Genomic DNA, 20,385 nt, shown 5'->3' with positions numbered 1-20,385 from the left:
CGGCGTTTTCAGTCGAGGATAATTCTATGGTCATTTTAGCGGCTAAAAAATCTGGTTTCCCCAAAACATCCCAGGAACGCTATCTCACCGGATTGACGGCGCTGAACATCCCCTCGCCCGAGGGGACCGGCGACTGGCATTTTTCCGAGACATTCGAAGGGGCTGCCGGCCGTCCGCCAGGGCCGTACGAGCTCGCAGGCGACGGCTTGCTGAATACTCGGTCCTTATTGGGCGATGCAGGTATTTTCGATGCGCGGGAACGCTTAGAGCCTTATCGCTTGGAGATGCCGCCAGGACCGATTTATGCAGCCGACCATTACCGGGCAATCGCCGATATGGTTCTGACTGCTATTGTTGCTGGTCAATCGTTCGAACGATCAATCATTCTCGACGATTGGCTTCCGGAAACTGATGAGCAGATGCGCCTACAGCGACTCCTTGAAATCGCAAAACCGTCATTAGCCTCAGATCAGTGGAGAAGGATCGATTTATGGATTTCTCACTAGATGATGTAACGCCTCGACAACTCCAGCACTTGGCGTTCATGCGGGCTATAGTTAGGGGCGTAGCCGATACGCCCATGACGCTCAAAGGCGGAACAGGGCTATTGTTAGGGCACGGGCTAGACCGATTCAGTGAGGACCTTGATTTCGACTCGACCGCGCCGATCAACCTGGAGGCTCGACTGCAAAAAGCCGCTGATGCGGCCGGGGTTGAGATAACGGGCGTCCGTGTTAAAAAAGATACTGCGACCGTTAAACGCTACATGGTTTCATTCAAAGGTCCAGCCGGTCCTGGAACGCTGAAAATCGAAACCTCATTCCGCACTGTCGATATCGACCCGCAGACGGTAGTAGTTCGCGACGGAATGCGAATCTATGATGTCGGCACTTTGATCGATCAAAAGCTGAACGCCGCTGAAGGTCGGGCAAAAGTGCGCGACCTGTACGACCTGGAATTTTTAGCCAGGACTCACCGCGACTGCTTTACCCTTGCCCGTGCGTTGCGATTGTCTGCTCTTGCAGGTAATCCCGACAACCTGGTCGGCCGCTACGCCGCCGACCATCAAGGCGACGCATTACTGTCCGGCCGCTCTCTGGATGACATGGCCATCAGTCTCAGCCTGATGGCATCGGAGATTGCCAAAGGAGCCGAGCGGGCTGGGAACATTGTCATGGATGCGGCCGTAGAGGCTGAACGGCAACAAGAAGCGCTGCTGGACACTCCGCCGATCGAGGAGCGGTATTCATCCACACTGGCGTCCTATGTCGAAGCGAAGCAAGAACAAGTCGAGCGGCTGGAAAGTCGCCTCGAATCGCTGATCGAGCGGCAACAAGCGCAACTTGCGCAGTTCCAAAGCTCGCCGCCCGGCCTTTTCTCGCGGCCCTCAACTCGTGCCGCTTGGAGACAAGCACAGGCCTCTCAGCAATCTACCATTCTCAGCCTGCAAAATCGGCTGGAAGCGGTGCGGGAGCTGAGGGATTCAATGGGATTGCATGCGCCGCGCGTCGAGGAAATGGCACACCGTAAAATGCGATCGCATCATCCGGAGCTGGCCCAAGAATGGGATGCCTTCCAGGTTGAACAACGCCGGCAGCAAACAGAACAACGAAACGCCCGCACGAATCAGCAATCCACCGGGCGCGGCCTCGGATTGAAACGGGAGGCATAGATGATGGACAATCGATATAGCCCGATGACGGCCGTTCGCGACCTGGCTGCTCAACTGCCTGAACTGATCTTGGTACGGGAGCATGAATTACAAAATGCCAAGGAACGGATGCTCACATTGAAAGCGGCTGGCCTGATCTATGCTGCTGAACATTGGCGCAAGGGTAAATATCTGTATTTGATTTACCCGCAAGTGAATGGACAGCGGGAGCGGAAATACATCGGCGCCGATCCGGCCCGGATTGCTGAAGCTAAAGCCGGTATTCAGAGAGCCATTGAGTATGATCAGTTAACTGCGAAAGTGAAATCCATGGAATCGCGACTCAGCATGGCGCAATCGCACCTTCATTCCATGCTGAGATTTTTACGGGTTGATGGTGACAGCAGCGAGCTGGCTAGGCGCGGTTTTTGTCATCACGAAAATGGTGTCACGACACGGCCAGTGCCGGCATCGACCGCCGGCATGTCTGTCACCACATGAAGGAGAAAATCAATGAGCGACACATCCTGGTCCTACGGCTGGACATTTTTCAAAACTGGGCGAACCGGTATGCCACCGGCCGACATTGAGGCGGCCGAGCTGACGGACTGGCTTAAAGGTTTTTGTGCGGCGATGGCGGACTACGGCCTAGACGGTGAACATCCGAGCATCCAGGCGGCGCTGCTACATTACGGGATCGACGGCGATTTGCTCGAAGAATGCTTGAAAGCGGCCGAAATAATCATCGATGTAAACGAGTTCAACCGCTGGCCGTCTGTGCCTGTGCGTGGATTCGGCGCAGGTAATTTAAGGTCCTGGCCTTTTGTTATGGTGTTGCCGGATGCGGCGAATGATGAATCTTAATGTTTCGGCACACCGCCTAGATTTGGCCGCTGAGAGCGAGCACAGCCGCTCCCAGCGCGACGACAGAGGCGACCACGTTAACCATAACGAGCCAGCGTAAGCTGTTCACCCGGTCGGTCACGACATTTGCGCCCCGCTCCATTTCCTTGCGTACAGCGTCGACGGCGCTCTTTGCGCCGATCGCTGCCGCCTCGTCCAAAGTCTGCCGGCTGGCATCCAGGGCCGCATTGACGATGCGCTCGGCCCTCGCTTTGGATTCGTCACCCCAGCGTTTTGTAGCTGCTTCGAGATTCTCTTCGAAGCGCCGCAATAGCTCCTGTTGGACGTTGTGGCTGTCCATTAAGAGCCGTTTGTTGAGTGTGTGCAAAATCATGATCGGGTCGTCGCGGCCCACGGCGATACCGTGGTTCGCCGCAATCTCCCGAATCAGTTCCTCTACTGGCGTACTCATAGAACGGCTGCCGCTTCGAGCTGTTCGAACAGTTTGCCTTTGAATATCTTCAATCGTTGACGTGTCATGATCGTCAGCGATTCCATAGCTAACGCCTCGTCGAATGTCTGCCTGGCCTGGAGCATTTCGGCAATGTCACGGCCATACGTTTCTTCTTTCAGTTGCGGGATCATTACGATCGCGGATACACGATCTTTGTGATCTTTGTAAGCCTTGAGTTGTTCGAACCCCTTCCCTTCATGTTCGATCGGTCCCCAATATTGATTCAGCCAGACAACGAACGTCGACGGCATAGGGAATTGACTGACCAACGCTCGGAACCCGCTCACTGTGTCTTCGAGCGCTTGTCCGCCTGTTATAACAGTGTGTATGACTAGCTCATGACCTAACTCCTCCAGCAAAGCCGGGACCTCGTTCGATATGAGATAGTGGGACAGCGGGACGAATGAACTCGCGCCGTTGTCGATGATGACATCACCTGTGGCTGCGGCCGCCAGTTCGACGACCGCATCGAACGCCCGAGGATTAATTTCATCGCCCTCCATGATTTCGAGTTTGCGGACGTTGAGTGCCTTGTAACCCCAGAACGTGGCGTTTACCGGGTCCGTATCGATGCATAACGGCTTTTGCCCTTTGGATTGTTTGTACTGAGCGATTACCGAGCTGATAAAACTCTTCCCGACACCGCCCTTGCCTTGCAAAACCATGTGTATTTTTGACATCAGAATAACTCCTCTTTGTTAGGTACTGAATTGAATTTGAATCCCTTCACTCCGCCTTTGTCCTTTTCCGGCGTTGGATCTGATGCCGGCAACTCATTATCTTCTTTGGCTTTGGAAGCTGCGCCCTTCCCCTTCCTTTCGTCATCTCGTTTTCCAGCATCAGCCACAACTTCTTTTCTTCCGCCCTGGCCTATGTGCCGTCGCGCTTTCTTTCGGAACGTTTCATATCCGAATTTAATCATGCCTTTTTCGTGCATGTGTTCCCATATCGTCGTCAGCGCATAGCCCGCCTCTATCGCGTCGATGACGTTTTCCTTAACCGCTAGGAACTCAACGGTCGCCGAATCTTGCCTAGGTTTCTCAGCTTCGCGCTGTTTTACCCAGGCGCTTAATTCATCGATGTAATTTTTTGCCATCCTCTGTAATCTCGATTTGAAACAATACGTAAAGCATATGTAAAGTCTTTGTGTATCGCTGTATTTTAGCGGTATTTCGTTGCATTTTAACTATAAAACGGATTGCAAGCCACTTTTTTAATGATATACATGACTTTCCAATTAGGCATGTGTAAACTATCCATGGAGTAAACAACGCCGAAAGGCGGGCAGGATATGTGAAGTAGGCCCACCAGTAAACCGGAGTTCCTACTTCACTTCCCTTATTCGCACTGGGTGCTCAACGGGAATCCTGCTCTGCGAGGCACCGGCTACCGCCGGAAAAAGCGATTGACCTATGGAAGAGAAAAAACCAACCACAAGAAAAAACAGTCCACCGATCAAGGTCTATTGCCTGCCCGAAGAGCGGCAACAGATCGAGTCCAACGCTGCTCGCGTTGGATTGCCACTGTCGTCGTACCTGCTGACCCTGGGGCTCGGTTACGAACCCAAGGGCGTCGTCGATGGGGATAAGGTGGACGACCTGATGCGAATCAACGGCGATTTAGGCCGGCTGGGCGGCTTGCTCAAGCTGTGGCTGACCAACGACGCCCGAACCGCCCAATTCGGTGAATCGACTATTCGAGCGCTGTTGTGGAAAATTGAGGAGACCCAGGCAGTGATGCGGGATGCAATTAAGAGCGTGGTTCGGCCGAGGGCTGAGTCGTGATTTTTTTAGCCGCTAAAATACGGCCATGATTGCCAAGCATGTTCCGATGAGATCAATCCAAAAAAGCGACTTTGCCGACTTAGTGGATTACATCACTGACGAACAATCGAAACGGGAGCGTGTCGAGTTTGTGAATGTGACTAATTGCCATACCGATGATCCGGCTATGGCAATCCTGGAAGTCATGAATACGCAATCGCGCAATATCCGCACGACCGACGACAAAACCTATCACCTGATCGTCAGTTTCCGGGCCGGCGAAAATCCAGACACCGACATCTTACGAGCAATCGAATCGCGCATCTGCGCCGGACTCGGATATGGCGAGCATCAGCGTGTCAGTGCATTGCACACTGACACTGATAACGTACATCTGCATATTGCGATTAATAAGATTCATCCGACGCGGTTTACTATCCACACTCCGTACAACGACCACAAAACATTAGGTGCATTGTGCGAGCACATGGAATGCGATTACGGTCTGGAAGCGGATAACCACCGGGCACAGAAGACCGGCGCAGAGAACCGGGCCGGGGACATGGAACGGCACGCTGGCGTAGAAAGCCTGTTGGGATGGATACAGCGGGAGTGTCTGGACGATCTAAAGGCGGCTCAAAATTGGGGCGAGTTCAAGTCGGTATTAGCCAACAATGGGCTGACATTGAAGTTACGCGGTAATGGGTTTGTGATTACCGATGGCGAGGGAACGATGGTGAAAGGCAGTTCCGTTGCCCGCGAATTTTCCAAGACAAAACTTGAAAACCGTTTCGGCCCATTTGAAGGCGCACAGCTTGAAGCGGGTGAAGAGTTACCGGCCCGCAGCTATGCTCCACGTCCCTTGCGGCTCCGGGTCGATACAACCGAACTCTATACCCGCTATCAGGCCGAACAGTTAGCGCGGAAGGATGGACGGGCTATCGCCTGGTCAAACGCCAAGGAGTGGCGCACAACGGCGATTGAAAACGTCAAACGGACCGCGCGATTAAAACGGGCGGCGATAAAACTCATGGGTGGTTCCGCATCCACGAAGCGAATGCTGTATTCAATGACCAGCAAGAAGCTGCTGGCGAATATAGAGAAAATCAGTAAGGACTACCGCTCCCAACGCAACACCATCAATGTCCGGTATCAGCGGCAGGCGTGGGCGGATTGGCTGCGCACCCAGGCGGCGCAGGGGGATCGCGGGGCGCTGGAAGCGCTACGGGCTAGGCCGTCGGCGCAGACGCTGAGCGGCAATACAGTGACCGGCTCGGGTACTACAGCGCCCTCCTCCGTGCCGGCAGGAATCCTTCAGGATTCGGTTACTAAAAAAGGGACGGTGGTCTATGCAGCAAAGGGCGCGATTATTCGGGATGACGGCATGCGTCTCAAGGTGGCGAAAGGTACGAGCCACCAAGCGGCATTTACCGCGTTACGAATGGCAATGGACCGCTACGGTTCCCACCTGTCGATTGCTGGAACGGACGAATTCAAAAACCAGGTTGTCAAGGTCGCCGCGTTGGCTCAGCTCACCGTGACGTTCGACGACCCCGAACTCGAACGGCGCCGCAAAGCGCTAATAGATCAACATCAGGAGGTATCAACTCATGGCGAAACAAATGACCGAGGACGAGGAACTCGAAGCGGCGTTAGCGGTGCTCGACCAGCCGATGCCAGAAGCGAGCGAGGACAGCGAGAACACGGACGCAGCGATAGCGCAGCCGTTCGAGCCGGGGCCGGTAAGCCCGACGTTGGCCGGATTGGACGAAGCCCGCCGCCCGAGAGTCAAAACCGTTTGCGAAGCTTGTCCGCACTCGGTGTGGTTCGCTTCACCGACGGAGGTGAAGTGTTACTGTCGGGTCATGTTTCTGGTCACATGGAGCACGAAAGAGCCCAATCAACTGACGCACTGCGACGGCCCGCTGATCGGCCAGGAATGACAGATACCGCATGGACCGCGGCCGATGCGTACATTCAAGAGCGCAATAGAACGCGGCTGTATATCGTCGATATTCCAGAACATAAACGATATACTATAAATGTTGGTGAGAGCATGATATACGGCGGTCTTCGGACAATCGACGGGCAGGCACTCGCCCTCCTCCGCAAAGAAAATCAAATATTCGTGTTACCGGTAGACAATGCCGCCGCCATACGCCTGCGGCGAATTATGGTGGGCTCTAACGTGTCGGTCATCGACGGCGGCATTGTCCAGCCAACAAAAGGACGGAAAAAATGAAAAACAAACGCAACAACGCGATTGGCCCACAAGTGCGGCAAGCCAATACCCGTTCCTCAACCACTCCGCACGCCATTGGTGCGCTACTGTCGCTCGTGCTCGGCATGGCGACGGCAACACAATGGTTCGCCCATCAGTTTCAGAATCATCCGGCACTCGGTACGCATGTCGGCGGCATCTATCCGCCGTGGCAAATTCTGTCCTGGGCTCATCACTGGTACGGCAAATATCCGAACGCAGTCATGCAGGCCGGCAGCGTGGGTATGTTGGTCGCCGGCGTCGGGCTCGTGATCGTCGTCATCCTGAAGATGGTTGCGGCGAATACGTCGAAGGCGAACGAATTCCTGCACGGATCGGCACGATGGGCGGACCGTAAGGACATTGAGGCGGCCGGATTATTATCGAATAATGGTGTTTATGTAGGTGCTTGGATGGATAAGGCCGGCAAAACGCATTATCTACGGCACAACGGGCCGGAGCATGTTCTGACCTATGCGCCGACTCGAAGCGGCAAGGGTGTCGGGCTAGTCATCCCTACCCTGCTTTCGTGGCCGGCAAGTGCAGTCATCACCGACTTGAAAGGCGAGCTGTGGGCGTTGTCGTCCGGGTGGCGTAAACAACATGCGCACAATAAGGTGTTGCGGTTCGAGCCGGCAGCCGGAACCGGTAGCGTATACTGGAATCCGCTTGACGAAATCCGCATGGATACCGACTATGCAGTCGGCGACGTGCAGAATCTTGCAACGCTCATCGTGGACCCAGACGGTAAGGGACTCGAATCTCACTGGCAGAAAACCTCTCAGGCGCTACTCGTGGGTGTGATTCTGCACGCCTTGTACAAAGCTAAGCACGAAGGCACGCCGGCAACATTGCCCGCTGTCGATGCCATGCTTGCCGATCCGACGCGGCCGGTTAGAGACTTGTGGGTGGAAATGACCAGCTACGCCCATGTTGACGGGCAAACACATCCCGTTGTAGGAGCTGCCGGGCGTGACATGATGGATCGTCCGGAGGAGGAGGCGGGATCGGTGCTCTCCACGGCTAAATCGTACCTCTCGCTGTATCGCGATCCTGTCGTCGCTCGCAACGTCAGCAAGAGCCAGTTCAAGATCAAGGACCTGATGAATTATGACGATCCCGTAAGCTTATATATCGTCACTCAGCCGAATGATAAGGCCAGACTCCGGCCCTTGGTGCGCGTGATGGTCAACATGATTGTGCGGCTGCTTGCCGATAAAATGGAGTTTAAAAACGGGCGACCTGTCGCCCACTACAAGCACCGACTGTTGATGATGCTGGACGAATTCCCGAGCTTGGGGCGACTCGACATCCTACAGGAGTCGCTGGCATTCGTTGCCGGTTATGGCATCAAGTGTTATCTGATTTGCCAGGACATCAATCAGCTCAAGAGCCGGGAAACTGGCTACGGTCACGATGAGGCTATTACGTCGAATTGCCACGTACAAAATGCCTACCCGCCGAACCGGATCGAAACCGCCGAGCATCTATCGAAGCTCACGGGGCAAACGACGATCATCAAGGAGCAAGTGACGACCAGCGGCGGCCGTGCCGCTGCTTTACTCGGCAATGTTTCTAAAACGCAGCAGGAAGTTCAGCGGCCATTGCTGACGGCCGATGAAGCCCTGCGGATGCCCGGCCCGAAAAAGGACGCATCCGATCAGATCGCAGAGCCCGGCGACATGGTTGTTTATGTTGCCGGGTTCCCGGCAATTTACGGCCGGCAGCCGCTGTATTTTAAGGACCCTATTTTTCAGGCCCGCGCGGAGATTCCCGCGCCGACTACGACCGACCGGCTGATACGGTCAACCGAGCAACAGAGGATTACGCTATGAAAATCCTGCGCCGTTTCGCGATCGCTGCTCTCGTTGCGACCGCCGGCGTCGGGTCTGTCGGTGTGGCTGGTTTGCGCATCAACACTACCCATAGTATTCCGCCGGGTATTTATTGGCTCACAGACCGGCAGGTCACGACGGGCGCTACTGTGTTGATGTGCCCGCCACAAATCCCGTTGATTGCCGAAGCTCATCATAGAGGCTATTTCGGGGCCGGTTTTTGCCCGGGCGGATACGAACAAATGTTCAAGAAAATTTTAGCGGCTAAAAATGACGTGGTTTCCATCGATGCTGCCGGCGTGTCCGTTAATGGTTCCCGCCTGCCGAACACGGCTCAGGTATCGACCGATCCTGCCGGCAGACCGTTGCCGGATTACCGCGTCGAGAATTTACGGTTGTCTGGTGACGATGTTTTACTGATAGCGGATAACAGCCCGCTGTCATTCGACGCCCGTTACTATGGCCCGGTCGATCGTTCACATATTCGCGGGGTGGTTGTCCCGCTTCTCATTTGGTAGGGGATATATGCGTTTATTCATTGCGGAAAAGCCCGACCTTGCCCGCGCTATCGTCGAAGGACTGGGCGGCGGCAGTCGGCAGACCGGCTATTTCGATTGCGGAAACGACTACGTGACCTGGTGTTTCGGCCACATGCTGCAATTGCTCGATCCGGAGGACTACGACGCGCGTTACAAAACGTGGTCGATGGACGACCTGCCTATTGCGCACATTCCTTGGCGAAAACAGCCTGCCGGCGACAAGAAAGACCAGCTTAAAATCATTACTGGCTTATTGAAGCAGGCTGACAGTGTGGTACACGCTGGCGACCCGGACGACGAAGGCCAGTTACTGGTGGATGAAATTCTGGAGTATGCCAAATGCCGAACGCCGGTCATGCGGCTGCTCATCAACGACAACAATACCGCCGTTGTGCGCCGTGCCTTGGCGAACATGCGGGACAATCGCGAGTTTGCCGGGCTATCGGCCGCAGCTGAGGCGCGCAGTGTCGGCGACCAGCTCTACGGTTATAACCTCACCCGCGCTTACACACTGGCGGCTCGCAAAGCCGGCTATCAGGGCGTGCTGAGTGTCGGCCGTGTACAGACGCCGATTCTCGGGCTGGTCGTGCGCCGTGATCGCGAATTCGAAGCTCATACCAAGAGTTTTTATTATATTGTCGCCGGGCAGTTCCAGATTCAGGGACTGGAATTTCCGGCCCGGTATCAGATCGCCGACGGCGATCCGGTGGACGACAAGGGGCGACTCATCGATCCGGTTCACGCGAACAGCATCGCGGACGCCGTTCGCGGCAAGCCGGCCCGGATTGTGTCGGCCGACACCAAACAGAAAGAGCAGCATCCTCCCCTGCCCTACAATCTGTTGAAGCTGCAAACCGACGCCTCACGGAAGTTCGGGTTCAAGCCGGACCAGACCAAGGACATCACGCAAACGCTGCGGGACAAGCATCGGCTCATCACATACAATCGTAGCGACTGCGAATATCTGAGCGAGGAGCAGCACGCGGATGCGCCCCAGGTTCTTGCCGCGATCGCGGTGACCGCACCCATTCTGGCTCCGGTTGCGCAACGCGCTGACCCGGCGCTAAAAAGCCGCGCGTTCAATTCCGCCAAGGTATCGGCTCACCACGGCATCATTCCAACCGAAGCGACGGCCGACCTGTCGAAATTGACTGACGGCGAGCAGAAAATATACCTGCTGATCGCCCGCGCCTACATCGCACAGTTTTGGCCTAAACACCAATACGACCAGACAGATATTCTCGTCGAGTCTGAGGGCCACCGGTTTGCCGTGCGTTCCAACGTAACCACCCGTACCGGCTGGCTTACCCTGTACAAAAACGACGCGGGGAATGAAGACCTGGAGGGCGACGAGGACACGCTCGCCGCTGACCTTCGCAACGCATGTGCCGAACAACAAGGCACGTGCGTGGAAGCCACCGCCGAGCAGATGGAAACCAAGCCGCGACCGCTCTATACGATGGCAACCTTGCTCGCTGACCTGACGCGCGTAGCCAAGTACGTGCGTGATGATCGATTGCGTAAGCTCCTTATAGAAAAAGACAAGGGCAAGGAAGGCGAGCACGGCGGCATCGGTACGCCGGCTACGCGCGACACGATCATCGCTACGCTGTTCGAGCGCGGCTATCTGGCTGAGAAAGGCAAGAGCATCGTCAGCACGCCGACCGGCCGGGAGTTCTACGACTGCCTGCCCGACCAGGCGAAATATCCGGATATGACCGCTCTATGGCACGAACAGCAAAAGGCTATACAGGCCGGCGAACACAACGCCGAATCGTTTGTGCGCGAACTCTTGGCCTACATCGGCGAGGAAGTCGATGCGGTCAAAGTCAATGGGATCGGAATCAAGACCGATACCCATCCATGTCCGGATTGCGGCCGTCCGTTACGCCGTATCAAGAAAAAGGACAAAAACGAGTTTTTTTGGGGCTGCACCGGCTTTTCCGAGGGCTGTAAATATGCCTGTGAGGACAAAGCCGGCAAGCCGGTCCCGAAGGAAGCCGCAGCGGTATCCACGCTGCACAAATGTATGGCGTGCGGAAAGGGGCTGACTCGCAGGCCAAGTAAAAAACGGGGCGTGTTCTGGTGGGGCTGTAGTGGTTATCCCGCCTGTGACAAAACCTATCCCGACATCAAAGGCCGGCCCGATTACAGCAAACGTAAGGAGTAAGTCATGAGTGAGAACAACGTTGTTTCTATCGTTACCCCGGATAACGAGCTGATCCCAAGCGGTTCCGGTGCGGTGGCCGAAAAATTGGCCGACGCCATGATCCCCGGTTATGTCGTCGAGTTCGATCCCGAGGAGGCCGAACAAGCGGGCGCATTCGTTGAGGATGCCCTGACCGAAGAGGATGCCCTCGAAGGTGCGGCAGATTTGGCGGATGAGGAATAAGCTGGATGGCAAATAAATCACAAAATAATACAGGTCAGCTAGACCTGTTTAATGATTGGCTGATCGTGGAGCCGGCTGCGGTCGGGCAACCTCAAGCCGTTCTGGAACCGGTTCCAGAACCGTTACCGGCGATTACAGCCGCCCCGACCTTCGACGAATTTCGCCATCGGCTTGCAATCGAACTGGCTGCAAAACTCGGCCAGGACGGCGAGATCACGAGCGCATTCCTCACCCAGACTGCTAACCGAGTTTTCGGCGGCACCCAGGCCGATGGAACGTATTCGCCGAAAGACGCTTACGATGCCATGGAAGCCGCTTTTAATATCCATTTGTTAGCCACAGAACCCGCCGACTGGATTGACAACGGAGCTGATTGGGCGCAGGCGAAGGCGGCGGAATTGACTCAGCGCATCCAGCGGTTGCCGACCCAAACCCGACGCGATCCGGAAATGGACGAGTGGCAGCAGTTCAGCACGCCGCCGGCACTTGCTTTCGTTGCGAATTGGGTTGCGGCTATCCGGCCTGACGATCGGATGATGGAGCCGTCCGCCGGCACCGGCGACCTGGCTATCTGGTCCCACATCGCCGGCGCCGATGTCGTGCTGAACGAACTCGCTCCACGCCGGCAAGCCTTGCTGGCTCAGTTGTTCCCCGACGCGACGCTGTTCCGCGAGAATGCCGAACAGCTCGATAACGTGCTGCCGGCCGACACCATTCCTACCGTGATCGTGATGAATCCGCCGTTTTCATCGACGGCGGGCCGTGTTCAGGGCCAGCGTAGTAACGCGAACGGTGCGAAGCACATCGAGCAGGCGTTACGGCGGCTTACCGACGGCGGGCGTCTGGTGGCGATTGTCGGCCAAGGCATGGCCGCCGATCGGCCGGCATTCAGGGCTTGGTGGTATCAAATCGAGGCGAAATACACCGTCCGCGCGAATATCGGGATCGACGGCCGGGAGTATGCGAAATACGGTACGAGTTTCGACAACATTATTCTGGTGATCGACAAAACCGGACCTACTATTCAACCCGTTTTAACAGGGCGTGTCGCGACCGTCGCCGAACTGCCCGCTTTACTGGAGAACATCCGCAATGAACGTAAACCTCTACAACGCGGACCCGTTGAATCAACAGGCCGCGACGATTCTCACACAGTACAGGATTCCATTCGACCCGAGCAGGGAACTGGCGGCGCTGGTACTGATTCGCGAAGCGCTCGAACGAAGTCTATTGGAGACGCCGACGATTCCCGAGCCGTTGCTGCTGATAGCGAAGCTGTCGGCGAATCCGTCTCTGGCGATGAGCCTGATGACCGAATCGGAGCCCGGAGTGACGTTCGAGATAACGTTACCGGAGAGCCTGGAGGAAGCGGCGGCGGCGATCTTGGAGGAGCTGGTAGCGTCGTTGAAAGCTCAGGAACCGGCGGCTTTGCTATAGAGGCGACGAAGACCGTTGCCGGCGAATTTACCGATTCCGTTTTCGCGCGTTACACGCCGCAACGGTTGAGCATCCCGGATGCTCATGCGCACCCGGGTAAATTGGTCCAGTCGGCCGCCATGTCGGCCGTCGAGCCGCCCGCGCCGACCTACACCCCGGCACTGCCGGCCCGCGTCGTTCGGCAGGGGTTGTTATCGATCGCGCAGCTTGAGTCCATCGTTTACGCCGGCCAGGCCCATTCGGAGCTGTTGCCGAACGGTTCGCGCAAGGGCTTTTTCATCGGCGACGGGACGGGCGTTGGCAAGGGCCGTGAAATCTCAGGCATCATTCTGGATAACCTCATGCAAGGCCGCAAGAAGGCGGTATGGGTCAGTTTCAACGAGGGTCTTCTCAACGATGCCCGCCGGGATTATTCGTCTATCGGCGGCGATCCGGACCGCATTTTCTTTCAGGGCAAGACCAAGGCCGGCAACGAACTCTCGCAGACCGAGGGCATCCTGTTCACGACCTATTCTACGTTACGCGGCGGCGAGAAAAAGCAGGCCACCGATCTAGGGCAAAGCGGCGGCAAATCCCGCTTGCAGCAGATGGTGGAATGGCTCGGCAAAGACTTCGACGGCGTGATTGCCTTCGATGAGGCGCACAGCATGGGCAACGCGATCGCAATCAAGGGCAAGAGGGGCGTCCGTAAACCGTCACAGCAGGCGATGGCCGGCATCAATCTGCAACGCGAATTGCCGAACGCCCGCGTAGTGTATGTATCTGCGACCGGCGCGACGGAGGTCAGCAATCTCAGCTACACCGACCGGCTGGGCTTGTGGGGCGAAGGCACGCCGTTCGCCGATGTGAATGCGTTCGTCAATGGCGTATCCGCCGGCGGCATCGCATCGATGGAACTTATTTCGCGCGACATGAAAGCGATGGGCATGTATCTGGCCCGTTCACTGTCGTATGACGGCGTGAGCTACGAGCGCATGGAGCACACGCTGAGCGAGTTACAGGAGGATATTTACAACGAGCTGGCCGGAGCCTGGCAGATCGTGCTGAACAACGTTGAAACGGCGCTGGAGATTACCCAAGCCGGTAAGAGCGGTCCAGGCAAAAGTGCGGCTCTTGCGCAATTCTGGGGCGCTCACCAGCGCTTTTTCAACCAGATCATCACTGCGATGCAGACTCCGGCCGTGATCGAGCATATTCAGCAGCAGCTCGATGCCGGCCATGCCGCCGTCATCCAGATCGTCAACACGAACGAGGCAGCCCAGGAGCGCATCATTGCCGATGCCATGGCGAACGATGCCGATCTGGAGGACCTGGATTTTACCCCGCGTCAAATGCTGATGGATTATGTCCGCAACGGTTTCCCTGTTGCTGCTTACGAGGAGTCCGTGGACAGTAACGGCAACAAAATCTATGTGCCGGTCCGCGATTCCGAAGGCAATCAGGTGTTCGACCGCGAAGCCATCGCGCTGCGCGATCAACTGCTGAGCAATCTGCAACACATCCGGGTTCCGGAAAACCCGCTCGATTCGATCATCAACGCCTTCGGCCCGGATATAGTGGCCGAAGTGACCGGCCGCGGCCGGCGCTTCGTCCAGGTACGCGACGACGACGGCAATTTGAAAGTCGTCGAGGAAAAGCGTGGCAAGAATTCCTCGCGTGTCGATGCAGAGCTGTTCCAGGCTGACAAGAAAAAAATCCTCATTTTCTCCGGTGCCGGTGGAACCGGCTATTCGTTCCACGCCGACAATACGGCGGTGAACACGCGCAAGCGCATTCACTACATTCTGCAACCCGGTTGGCGGGCGGATGCGGCCGTTCAAGGCTTCGGCAGAACCCATCGGACGAATCAAGCAACTGAACCGCATTACGTGCTGCCGACAACGAACTTGAAGGCGCAGAAACGTTTCGTGTCGTCGATCGCTCGCCGGCTGGACCAGCTCGGCGCGCTGACCCGAGGGCAGCGTCAGGCGACTAGCCAGGGCATGTTTACGGCGGCCGACAACCTTGAAAGCGAGTATGCCAAGACGGCGCTGTATACCTTCTTTACCGACCTTTACCAGAACCGGACGGGCCTGAGTTTTCAGAACGTCACGCGGGAAATGGGGCTTAATCTGCTCAACAGCGACGGCGGTTTCGAGCAATCCAAAATCCCGGATATTCCACAGTTCCTGAACCGCTTGCTGTCGCTCAAGACCGACCAGCAGAACGCCGTGTTCGAGGAGTTCGAATCGCGGCTTGTCGAGGCCGTGGAGTACGCGAAACAACACGGGCTCTATGACGAGGGGCTGCAAACGTTACGGGCGCTCAACATCCAAAAAACCCGCGATGAAGTTGCCTACGAGGATGCCAAGACCGGAGCGCAAACGCGCTACGTCGAATTGGCCGTTACAAACGCTCTGCACTATATCGAGTGGGACGAAATCGCCGCAATGGCCCGTCACCGGCAGCAGTCCGGAAAGCTCAGCGGCTGGTTTGTCTCCGAGCACGGCCGGAACAAAGGTGAAGTGTTTTTTATGGATGATCGGGGCGAGCGGATGAATTCCGAGGGCGAGCTGACCAGGCGTGGAACGATCTACGGTATCAAGAAGAATGGGCACCGCTACATCGACAACGCGGACGTTATTCATCGCGGTTGGGAATACCGTTTTGCTAACGGTTCGTCTACGAAAGTCACATTGACGCGGCAGATTGACGAATCCGAAGCCGAACGGCTTTGGAAAGATCAGCTCGAAGCGGCACCGAAAACTGAGACCACAACAACAAGCATGCTGGTCGGCGTCATCCTGCCGATTTGGGATCGCGTGGAGGGCTCGGAAACGATTTACCGACTCCAGACCGACGACGGCGAGCAACTGCTCGGCCGGTTGCTTGGGCCGAACGCCGCTAAACAGACTTTGAAAAATCTGGGCTTGGATTCAGCAACGGCAAAAATGTCGACTGCCGACCTGTTCGCGGCCATCCAGGCCGGGCAGCGGGCTGTGCTTTCGAACGGCTGGGAAATCTCGCTGGCCACCGTCAACCGGGAGGAGCGAGTCGAGGTCAAGGGGAGGCTTTCCGATGCAGAGAAGCGCGTGCTCACCCAGCAAGGTGCGTTCGTCGAGCGCATCAACTGGCAGGAGCGCGTATTCATTCCGGCCGGCGACATAGGGCTGCCCGTGTTCGAGCGCATCACCGCATCCAAGCCGGTCGTCGACCTGTTTCACAAAAAGGACCGCGATATCGCCGATCCGGATAAAGGTGTCGGCGTCGAGTTGTCCGTACGGCTTCCAGAGCCAGGCGCACAGCCGTTTAACGAGTCTATAAAGCTCGGCGAATCCGGTCGGGACCAGTCTTCTCCTTCAACCAAGCAACAGGATGGTACACCTATGGCTGATAAAACATCCGATAAAAAATCATTCGCTCAGGTTGTCGCCGACAAACTGATTACGCAACTCGAACAAGGCAGTGCCCCATGGCAGCGACCATGGGAGTCGGCGCCGCCTGGTTCGACATTTCCGATGAATCCGACAACGGGAAAACGCTATCGCGGCATCAATGCGATTTATCTCATGTCCCAGGAGTATTCCGATCAGCGTTGGATGACCTACAAACAGGCTGCCGCCGTAGGTGCTCAGGTGCGTAAAGGCGAGAGAGGCACACCTGTTCAATACTGGAAATTTTCGGAGCAGCAGCCGAAACATGATGAAAACGGCCGTCCTGTTCTCGATGCGGACGGAAAGCCGGAAACGGTAACGGTCAAGCTGGAACGGCCGCGTGTGTTTTTTGCTACCGTGTTTAATGCTGAACAGATAGATGGTTTACCTCCATTGGAGAAAAAAACGCAGGAATGGGACGCGTTGGAACGGGCTGAGATCATACTCAAAGCTTCCGGTGCGGATATTCGCCATTCCCTCCAGGATCGCGCGTTCTATCGACCGTCAACGGATTCCATTCATTTACCCGATCGCGGCCAGTTCGAAAGCGCGGATCGTTATTACGCAACCGCATTGCATGAATTAGGGCACTGGACCGGGCATGAAAACCGGCTAGGCCGCGACCTGTCGCATCCGTTCGGTAGCGAAGGCTACGCGAAGGAAGAATTGCGGGCCGAAATCGCGAGCTTGATGCTCGGCGACGAATTGGGGATCGGGCACGATCCCGGACAGCATGCCGCCTATGTGGGATCGTGGATCAAGGCCCTGCAGGAAGATCCCACGGAGATTTTCCGGGCGGCGGCCGATGCCGAGAAAATCCACGAGTTTGTGCTTGGTTTCGAGCAGCAGATTCTGGAGAACGACCAAGAGCAGGCCATCGATCAGCGGCCGCCGCATGAACTGACCCTTGCGCAGTTTGCCAGCCTGGCAACGGTCGAAGAGTTGACCAACCACGGTCGTAAATGGAATGTGAGTCATGGCGACTATTCCGCGTTCTCCGACGCCGCCACGGCCCAGGAGGCCATCGCCGACGTGCATCATGCAGCCGTCAACAATGCGTTATACATGAACAGTCCGGAGGGACGCACCTCGAAGACGCTGAGCAGTACGTTCCCGCCTACAAGCGTGCTCGCCGAGTATCCCGACCTTGTGGCGAAGTTCCCAGATGCGACACCGACACCTAAACAAGAGCCACTCACTGTGTCGGCTCTCACGTCCGAGCAGTACAAAGCGATGAAGGCTGCCGACGACACCTATCAGCGCGAGCTGGTTCGCGTCTACGGCGAAAAGAATGCTCGCGATGCGCGTTATCATTTTACCCATGACGACCCAGATGTTCAGGCCGCTGCCAATGCGTTCCGTACGGCATCAGAGGTTTGGCGAACTGCCGTCGCCGATGCCCGGAGAACTTTGGCTGAAGCTCCTCGGACGGATAACAAAATGGAGGCCCCGATGAATGATAAACCAAACGCAAGTTGGAAACTGGCCGGGGATTTGGAACCCGGTGATGCCATCGTATCCACGATTCCGGGTCATGCCGCATTTGTGGATCGTGTAGATGAGGTTAGTGTAACCAATGACAACAGAATCAAGGTACATGTTAATAATTTTACTGCGACCCAGTATTACGGGCTGGATGAACAGGTTCGAGTTTCTCCGGCTCTGTATCGTCGAAATCAGCAGTCGCCGCAGGAGGCGGCTACACAAGAACCGCTAGCCCCTAATGCGGCGGTAACGGTCATCTATACCGTCAACAGCACAGACAACCGGGATAAAACTGTCGAAACCGAAAACCCGCAAGAGGCGGCCTGCGCATTCTTGGATATACCCGGCAGCGAACGACCGTATGTGATTCGCACGCTGAAGCGTGCTGACGGCCGCGAATCGGCCGATACCATTGCGTCAACGTGGTCGAAAGATGACGGCGGACAAAAAGAGTTTTTCAAGTCTTGGGGCGATAGCCCCGATCAGGCACTGAAACAGGCGCTCGACAGCGAGGCACAAAAACGCGCGAACACGTCGACGGCGGCACAACCACAGGGCGCTGCTTCGAAAAAAGGGGAACTCACTTACATCAACGTCCCGTTCCGTGAAAAAAACGACGCGAAGGCGCTCGGGGCGAGATGGGACCGGCAAAAACAATCCTGGTATGTGCCGCGCAACCTGGACCTTGCGCCCTTCGCCAAATGGACGCAGGGAGCCCCTAACGGCTCGACGGCTGACCCAGTGGCCCGCCAGGATGACCAGGAACGCCTCTATCTCGCTGTGCCGTATGCCGAACGCCTCGAAGCCAAGGCGGCGGGCGCCTTGTGGGATAAAGGTGCGAAATCCTGGTACGCCGGTCCGTCTGGAGATATGGGCAAACTGCAAAAGTGGCTGCCTGATAATGTCGCGGCCCAACAAGGGCCGGCAATGACGCCGATCGAAGAATTCGCCGAGGCGTTGCGTGCAATTGGCTGTGTAGTGACCGGCGAGCATCCCAACATGGATGGCAAACGTCATCGGATTGAGGTCGAAGGCGATAAGGGCGAAAAATCGGGTTTCTACGTGGCGCACCTGGACGGTCATCCGGCCGGTTATCTGAAAAATAACCGGACCGGCGTCGAAATGAAATGGAAGAGCAAGGGCTACACGCTGAATCAAGAGGAAAAAGCCCGGTTGCAGGCCGAGGCGGCGGCGAAGCTACAGCGGCGCGAGGCGGAGCAAGAGGCCCGCCGTGCTGTTGTTACCGAAGCGATTCGCGACTTGCTTGCGATTGCACCTGTTGCTCAATCCGATCACACATACCTGAAAAACAAGCAGGCGCGGCCTGATGGCTTACAGGTCGTGCCAAACGATTCAAGCGATCTGCCGGACGATTCGATCGTTCTGATCGGGAAGAACTGGCGGGAGTCCAAGGAGCTGCGCGAGCAGAATCCGGACAAATTAGTGTTTACGGCCGGCGATTTGCTTCTGCCTGCCCAGGACATCGACGGCCAGGTCGTGAGCGTTCAATCCATTCAGACAAACGGCGCAAAACGGTTCGCCAAGGATTCGGCGAAAATCGAGACCTTCCACGTCGTTGGCGGCGAGGGCCTGGCCGCACTCGATGCCGCGCCCGTCATCATCATTGGCGAAGGCTACGCCACCGCCGATACGCTCTCTCAAGCGGTAGATGTGCCGGTCGTGTCCGCGTTCGATTCCGGCAATCTGCCGCACGTCGCCAAGCTGCTGCGCGAGCGATTTCCGGACAAACCTATCGTTATCGCCGGTGATGATGATTTGTCTGTGATGCGGGAGTACGGAAATAATCCAGGCCGGGAGAAGGCCGAGGAAGCGGCTAAGGCGGTGAACGGTCACGTCGTGTTTCCGATTTTCGCTCCTGGAGAGCAATCGGAGAATCCGAAGTCGTTCAGCGACTTCAACGACCTGGCTGTGAAAAGCAGCTTGGGTGCTGACGCCGTTAAACGCCAGGTAAGGGCCATGGTGGGTATTGTTGTGGCGAATCATCGCCGAGCAGAGCAGTCCGAACGGCAGGATCTGGGCCAGGCTCAGGAACATGAACAGCGGCGGGCGATACGGCGCTAATTCTCCTTAACGTGGTGACGGGAGCAGCTGGCTCGATCGGCGATTCTGTCACCACTTATCATATGTGGGTGACTGTAAGGATTCGTGAGAAAATGGGCAATAGCTGTAACGGCTTGCATTTGAAAACGGCCGGGCTCGCATTTGCTATTCTCTGGCTCACTTTGGCTGCAA

General features: G+C 56.4%; 14 protein-coding genes. 11 read left to right on the top strand and 3 right to left on the bottom strand.

Translation table 11 applies throughout. The features are described from left to right. The first annotated feature begins 26 nt into the window (after positions 1–26). The 4 genes from A3OW_RS0123500 to A3OW_RS0123485 are packed head-to-tail and all read left to right on the top strand — an operon-like array spanning position 27 to position 2,515. Positions 27–506: a hypothetical protein gene (locus tag A3OW_RS0123500; RefSeq protein ID WP_020565911.1), complete on the top strand. Its 480-nt coding sequence runs from the start codon at positions 27–29 to the stop codon at positions 504–506. Then, positions 491–1,672 (top strand): nucleotidyl transferase AbiEii/AbiGii toxin family protein, encoded by a 1,182-nt coding sequence (locus A3OW_RS26720; protein WP_083918299.1) that lies wholly within the window; start codon positions 491–493, stop codon positions 1,670–1,672. Before A3OW_RS0123500 ends, A3OW_RS26720 begins: the two co-directional genes overlap by 16 nt. Next, positions 1,673–2,152: a hypothetical protein gene (locus A3OW_RS25760; protein ID WP_020565909.1), complete on the top strand. Its 480-nt coding sequence runs from the start codon at positions 1,673–1,675 to the stop codon at positions 2,150–2,152. It abuts the gene before it with no gap. A gap of 12 nt (positions 2,153–2,164) precedes the next feature. Next, a complete protein-coding gene (locus A3OW_RS0123485) occupies positions 2,165–2,515 on the top strand; it encodes a hypothetical protein (RefSeq protein ID WP_020565908.1) in 351 nt (116 codons plus the stop codon). Positions 2,516–2,531: 16 nt separating this feature from the next. Here A3OW_RS0123485 and A3OW_RS0123480 read toward each other — a convergent pair whose 3' ends face one another. The 3 genes from A3OW_RS0123480 to A3OW_RS0123470 are packed head-to-tail and all read right to left on the bottom strand — an operon-like array spanning position 2,532 to position 4,104. Beyond that, entirely contained in the window at positions 2,532–2,966 is a 435-nt protein-coding gene (locus A3OW_RS0123480) for a hypothetical protein (RefSeq protein ID WP_020565907.1), read from the bottom strand. After that, on the bottom strand, positions 2,963–3,688 hold the full coding sequence (locus A3OW_RS0123475) for a nucleotide-binding protein (protein WP_020565906.1): 726 nt from the start codon (positions 3,686–3,688) through the stop codon (positions 2,963–2,965). The genes A3OW_RS0123480 and A3OW_RS0123475 overlap by 4 nt, the downstream gene beginning before the upstream one ends. Next, positions 3,688–4,104: a TraK family protein gene (locus A3OW_RS0123470; protein ID WP_020565905.1), complete on the bottom strand. Its 417-nt coding sequence runs from the start codon at positions 4,102–4,104 to the stop codon at positions 3,688–3,690. Before A3OW_RS0123470 ends, A3OW_RS0123475 begins: the two co-directional genes overlap by 1 nt. 316 nt (positions 4,105–4,420) lie before the next feature. On the opposite strand from A3OW_RS0123470, the gene traJ reads away from it, so the two are divergent. Genes traJ through A3OW_RS28975 form a run of 7 tightly spaced genes read left to right on the top strand, consistent with a single transcriptional unit; the run spans position 4,421 to position 20,214 of the window. Further along, positions 4,421–4,792, top strand: a complete 372-nt coding sequence (gene traJ / locus A3OW_RS0123465) for a conjugal transfer transcriptional regulator TraJ (protein WP_020565904.1) — start codon at positions 4,421–4,423, stop codon at positions 4,790–4,792. A gap of 25 nt (positions 4,793–4,817) precedes the next feature. Continuing rightward, on the top strand, positions 4,818–7,013 hold the full coding sequence (gene traI, locus A3OW_RS0123460) for a TraI/MobA(P) family conjugative relaxase (protein ID WP_020565903.1): 2,196 nt from the start codon (positions 4,818–4,820) through the stop codon (positions 7,011–7,013). Next, a complete protein-coding gene (locus tag A3OW_RS0123455) occupies positions 7,010–8,866 on the top strand; it encodes a type IV secretory system conjugative DNA transfer family protein (RefSeq protein WP_020565902.1) in 1,857 nt (618 codons plus the stop codon). Before traI ends, A3OW_RS0123455 begins: the two co-directional genes overlap by 4 nt. After that, on the top strand, positions 8,863–9,384 hold the full coding sequence (traF, locus tag A3OW_RS0123450; protein ID WP_020565901.1) for a conjugative transfer signal peptidase TraF: 522 nt from the start codon (positions 8,863–8,865) through the stop codon (positions 9,382–9,384). Before A3OW_RS0123455 ends, traF begins: the two co-directional genes overlap by 4 nt. A gap of 7 nt (positions 9,385–9,391) precedes the next feature. Next, a complete protein-coding gene (locus A3OW_RS0123445) occupies positions 9,392–11,575 on the top strand; it encodes a DNA topoisomerase 3 (protein ID WP_020565900.1) in 2,184 nt (727 codons plus the stop codon). A 3-nt stretch (positions 11,576–11,578) separates the two neighbouring features. After that, positions 11,579–11,797 carry a hypothetical protein gene (locus A3OW_RS0123440; protein ID WP_020565899.1) on the top strand — a complete coding sequence of 73 codons (219 nt, stop codon included), beginning with the start codon at positions 11,579–11,581 and terminating at the stop codon, positions 11,795–11,797. Positions 11,798–11,802: 5 nt separating this feature from the next. Next, a complete protein-coding gene (locus A3OW_RS28975; RefSeq protein WP_020565898.1) occupies positions 11,803–20,214 on the top strand; it encodes a strawberry notch-like NTP hydrolase domain-containing protein in 8,412 nt (2,803 codons plus the stop codon). Positions 20,215–20,385 lie beyond the last annotated feature (171 nt).

It is taken from the genome of Methylosarcina fibrata AML-C10 (assembly GCF_000372865.1).
GTDB classification, from domain to species: Bacteria; Pseudomonadota; Gammaproteobacteria; order Methylococcales; family Methylomonadaceae; genus Methylosarcina; species Methylosarcina fibrata.
The sequence above is the reverse complement of the archived record's forward strand: the minus strand, read 5'-3'. Positions and strand labels throughout refer to the sequence as shown.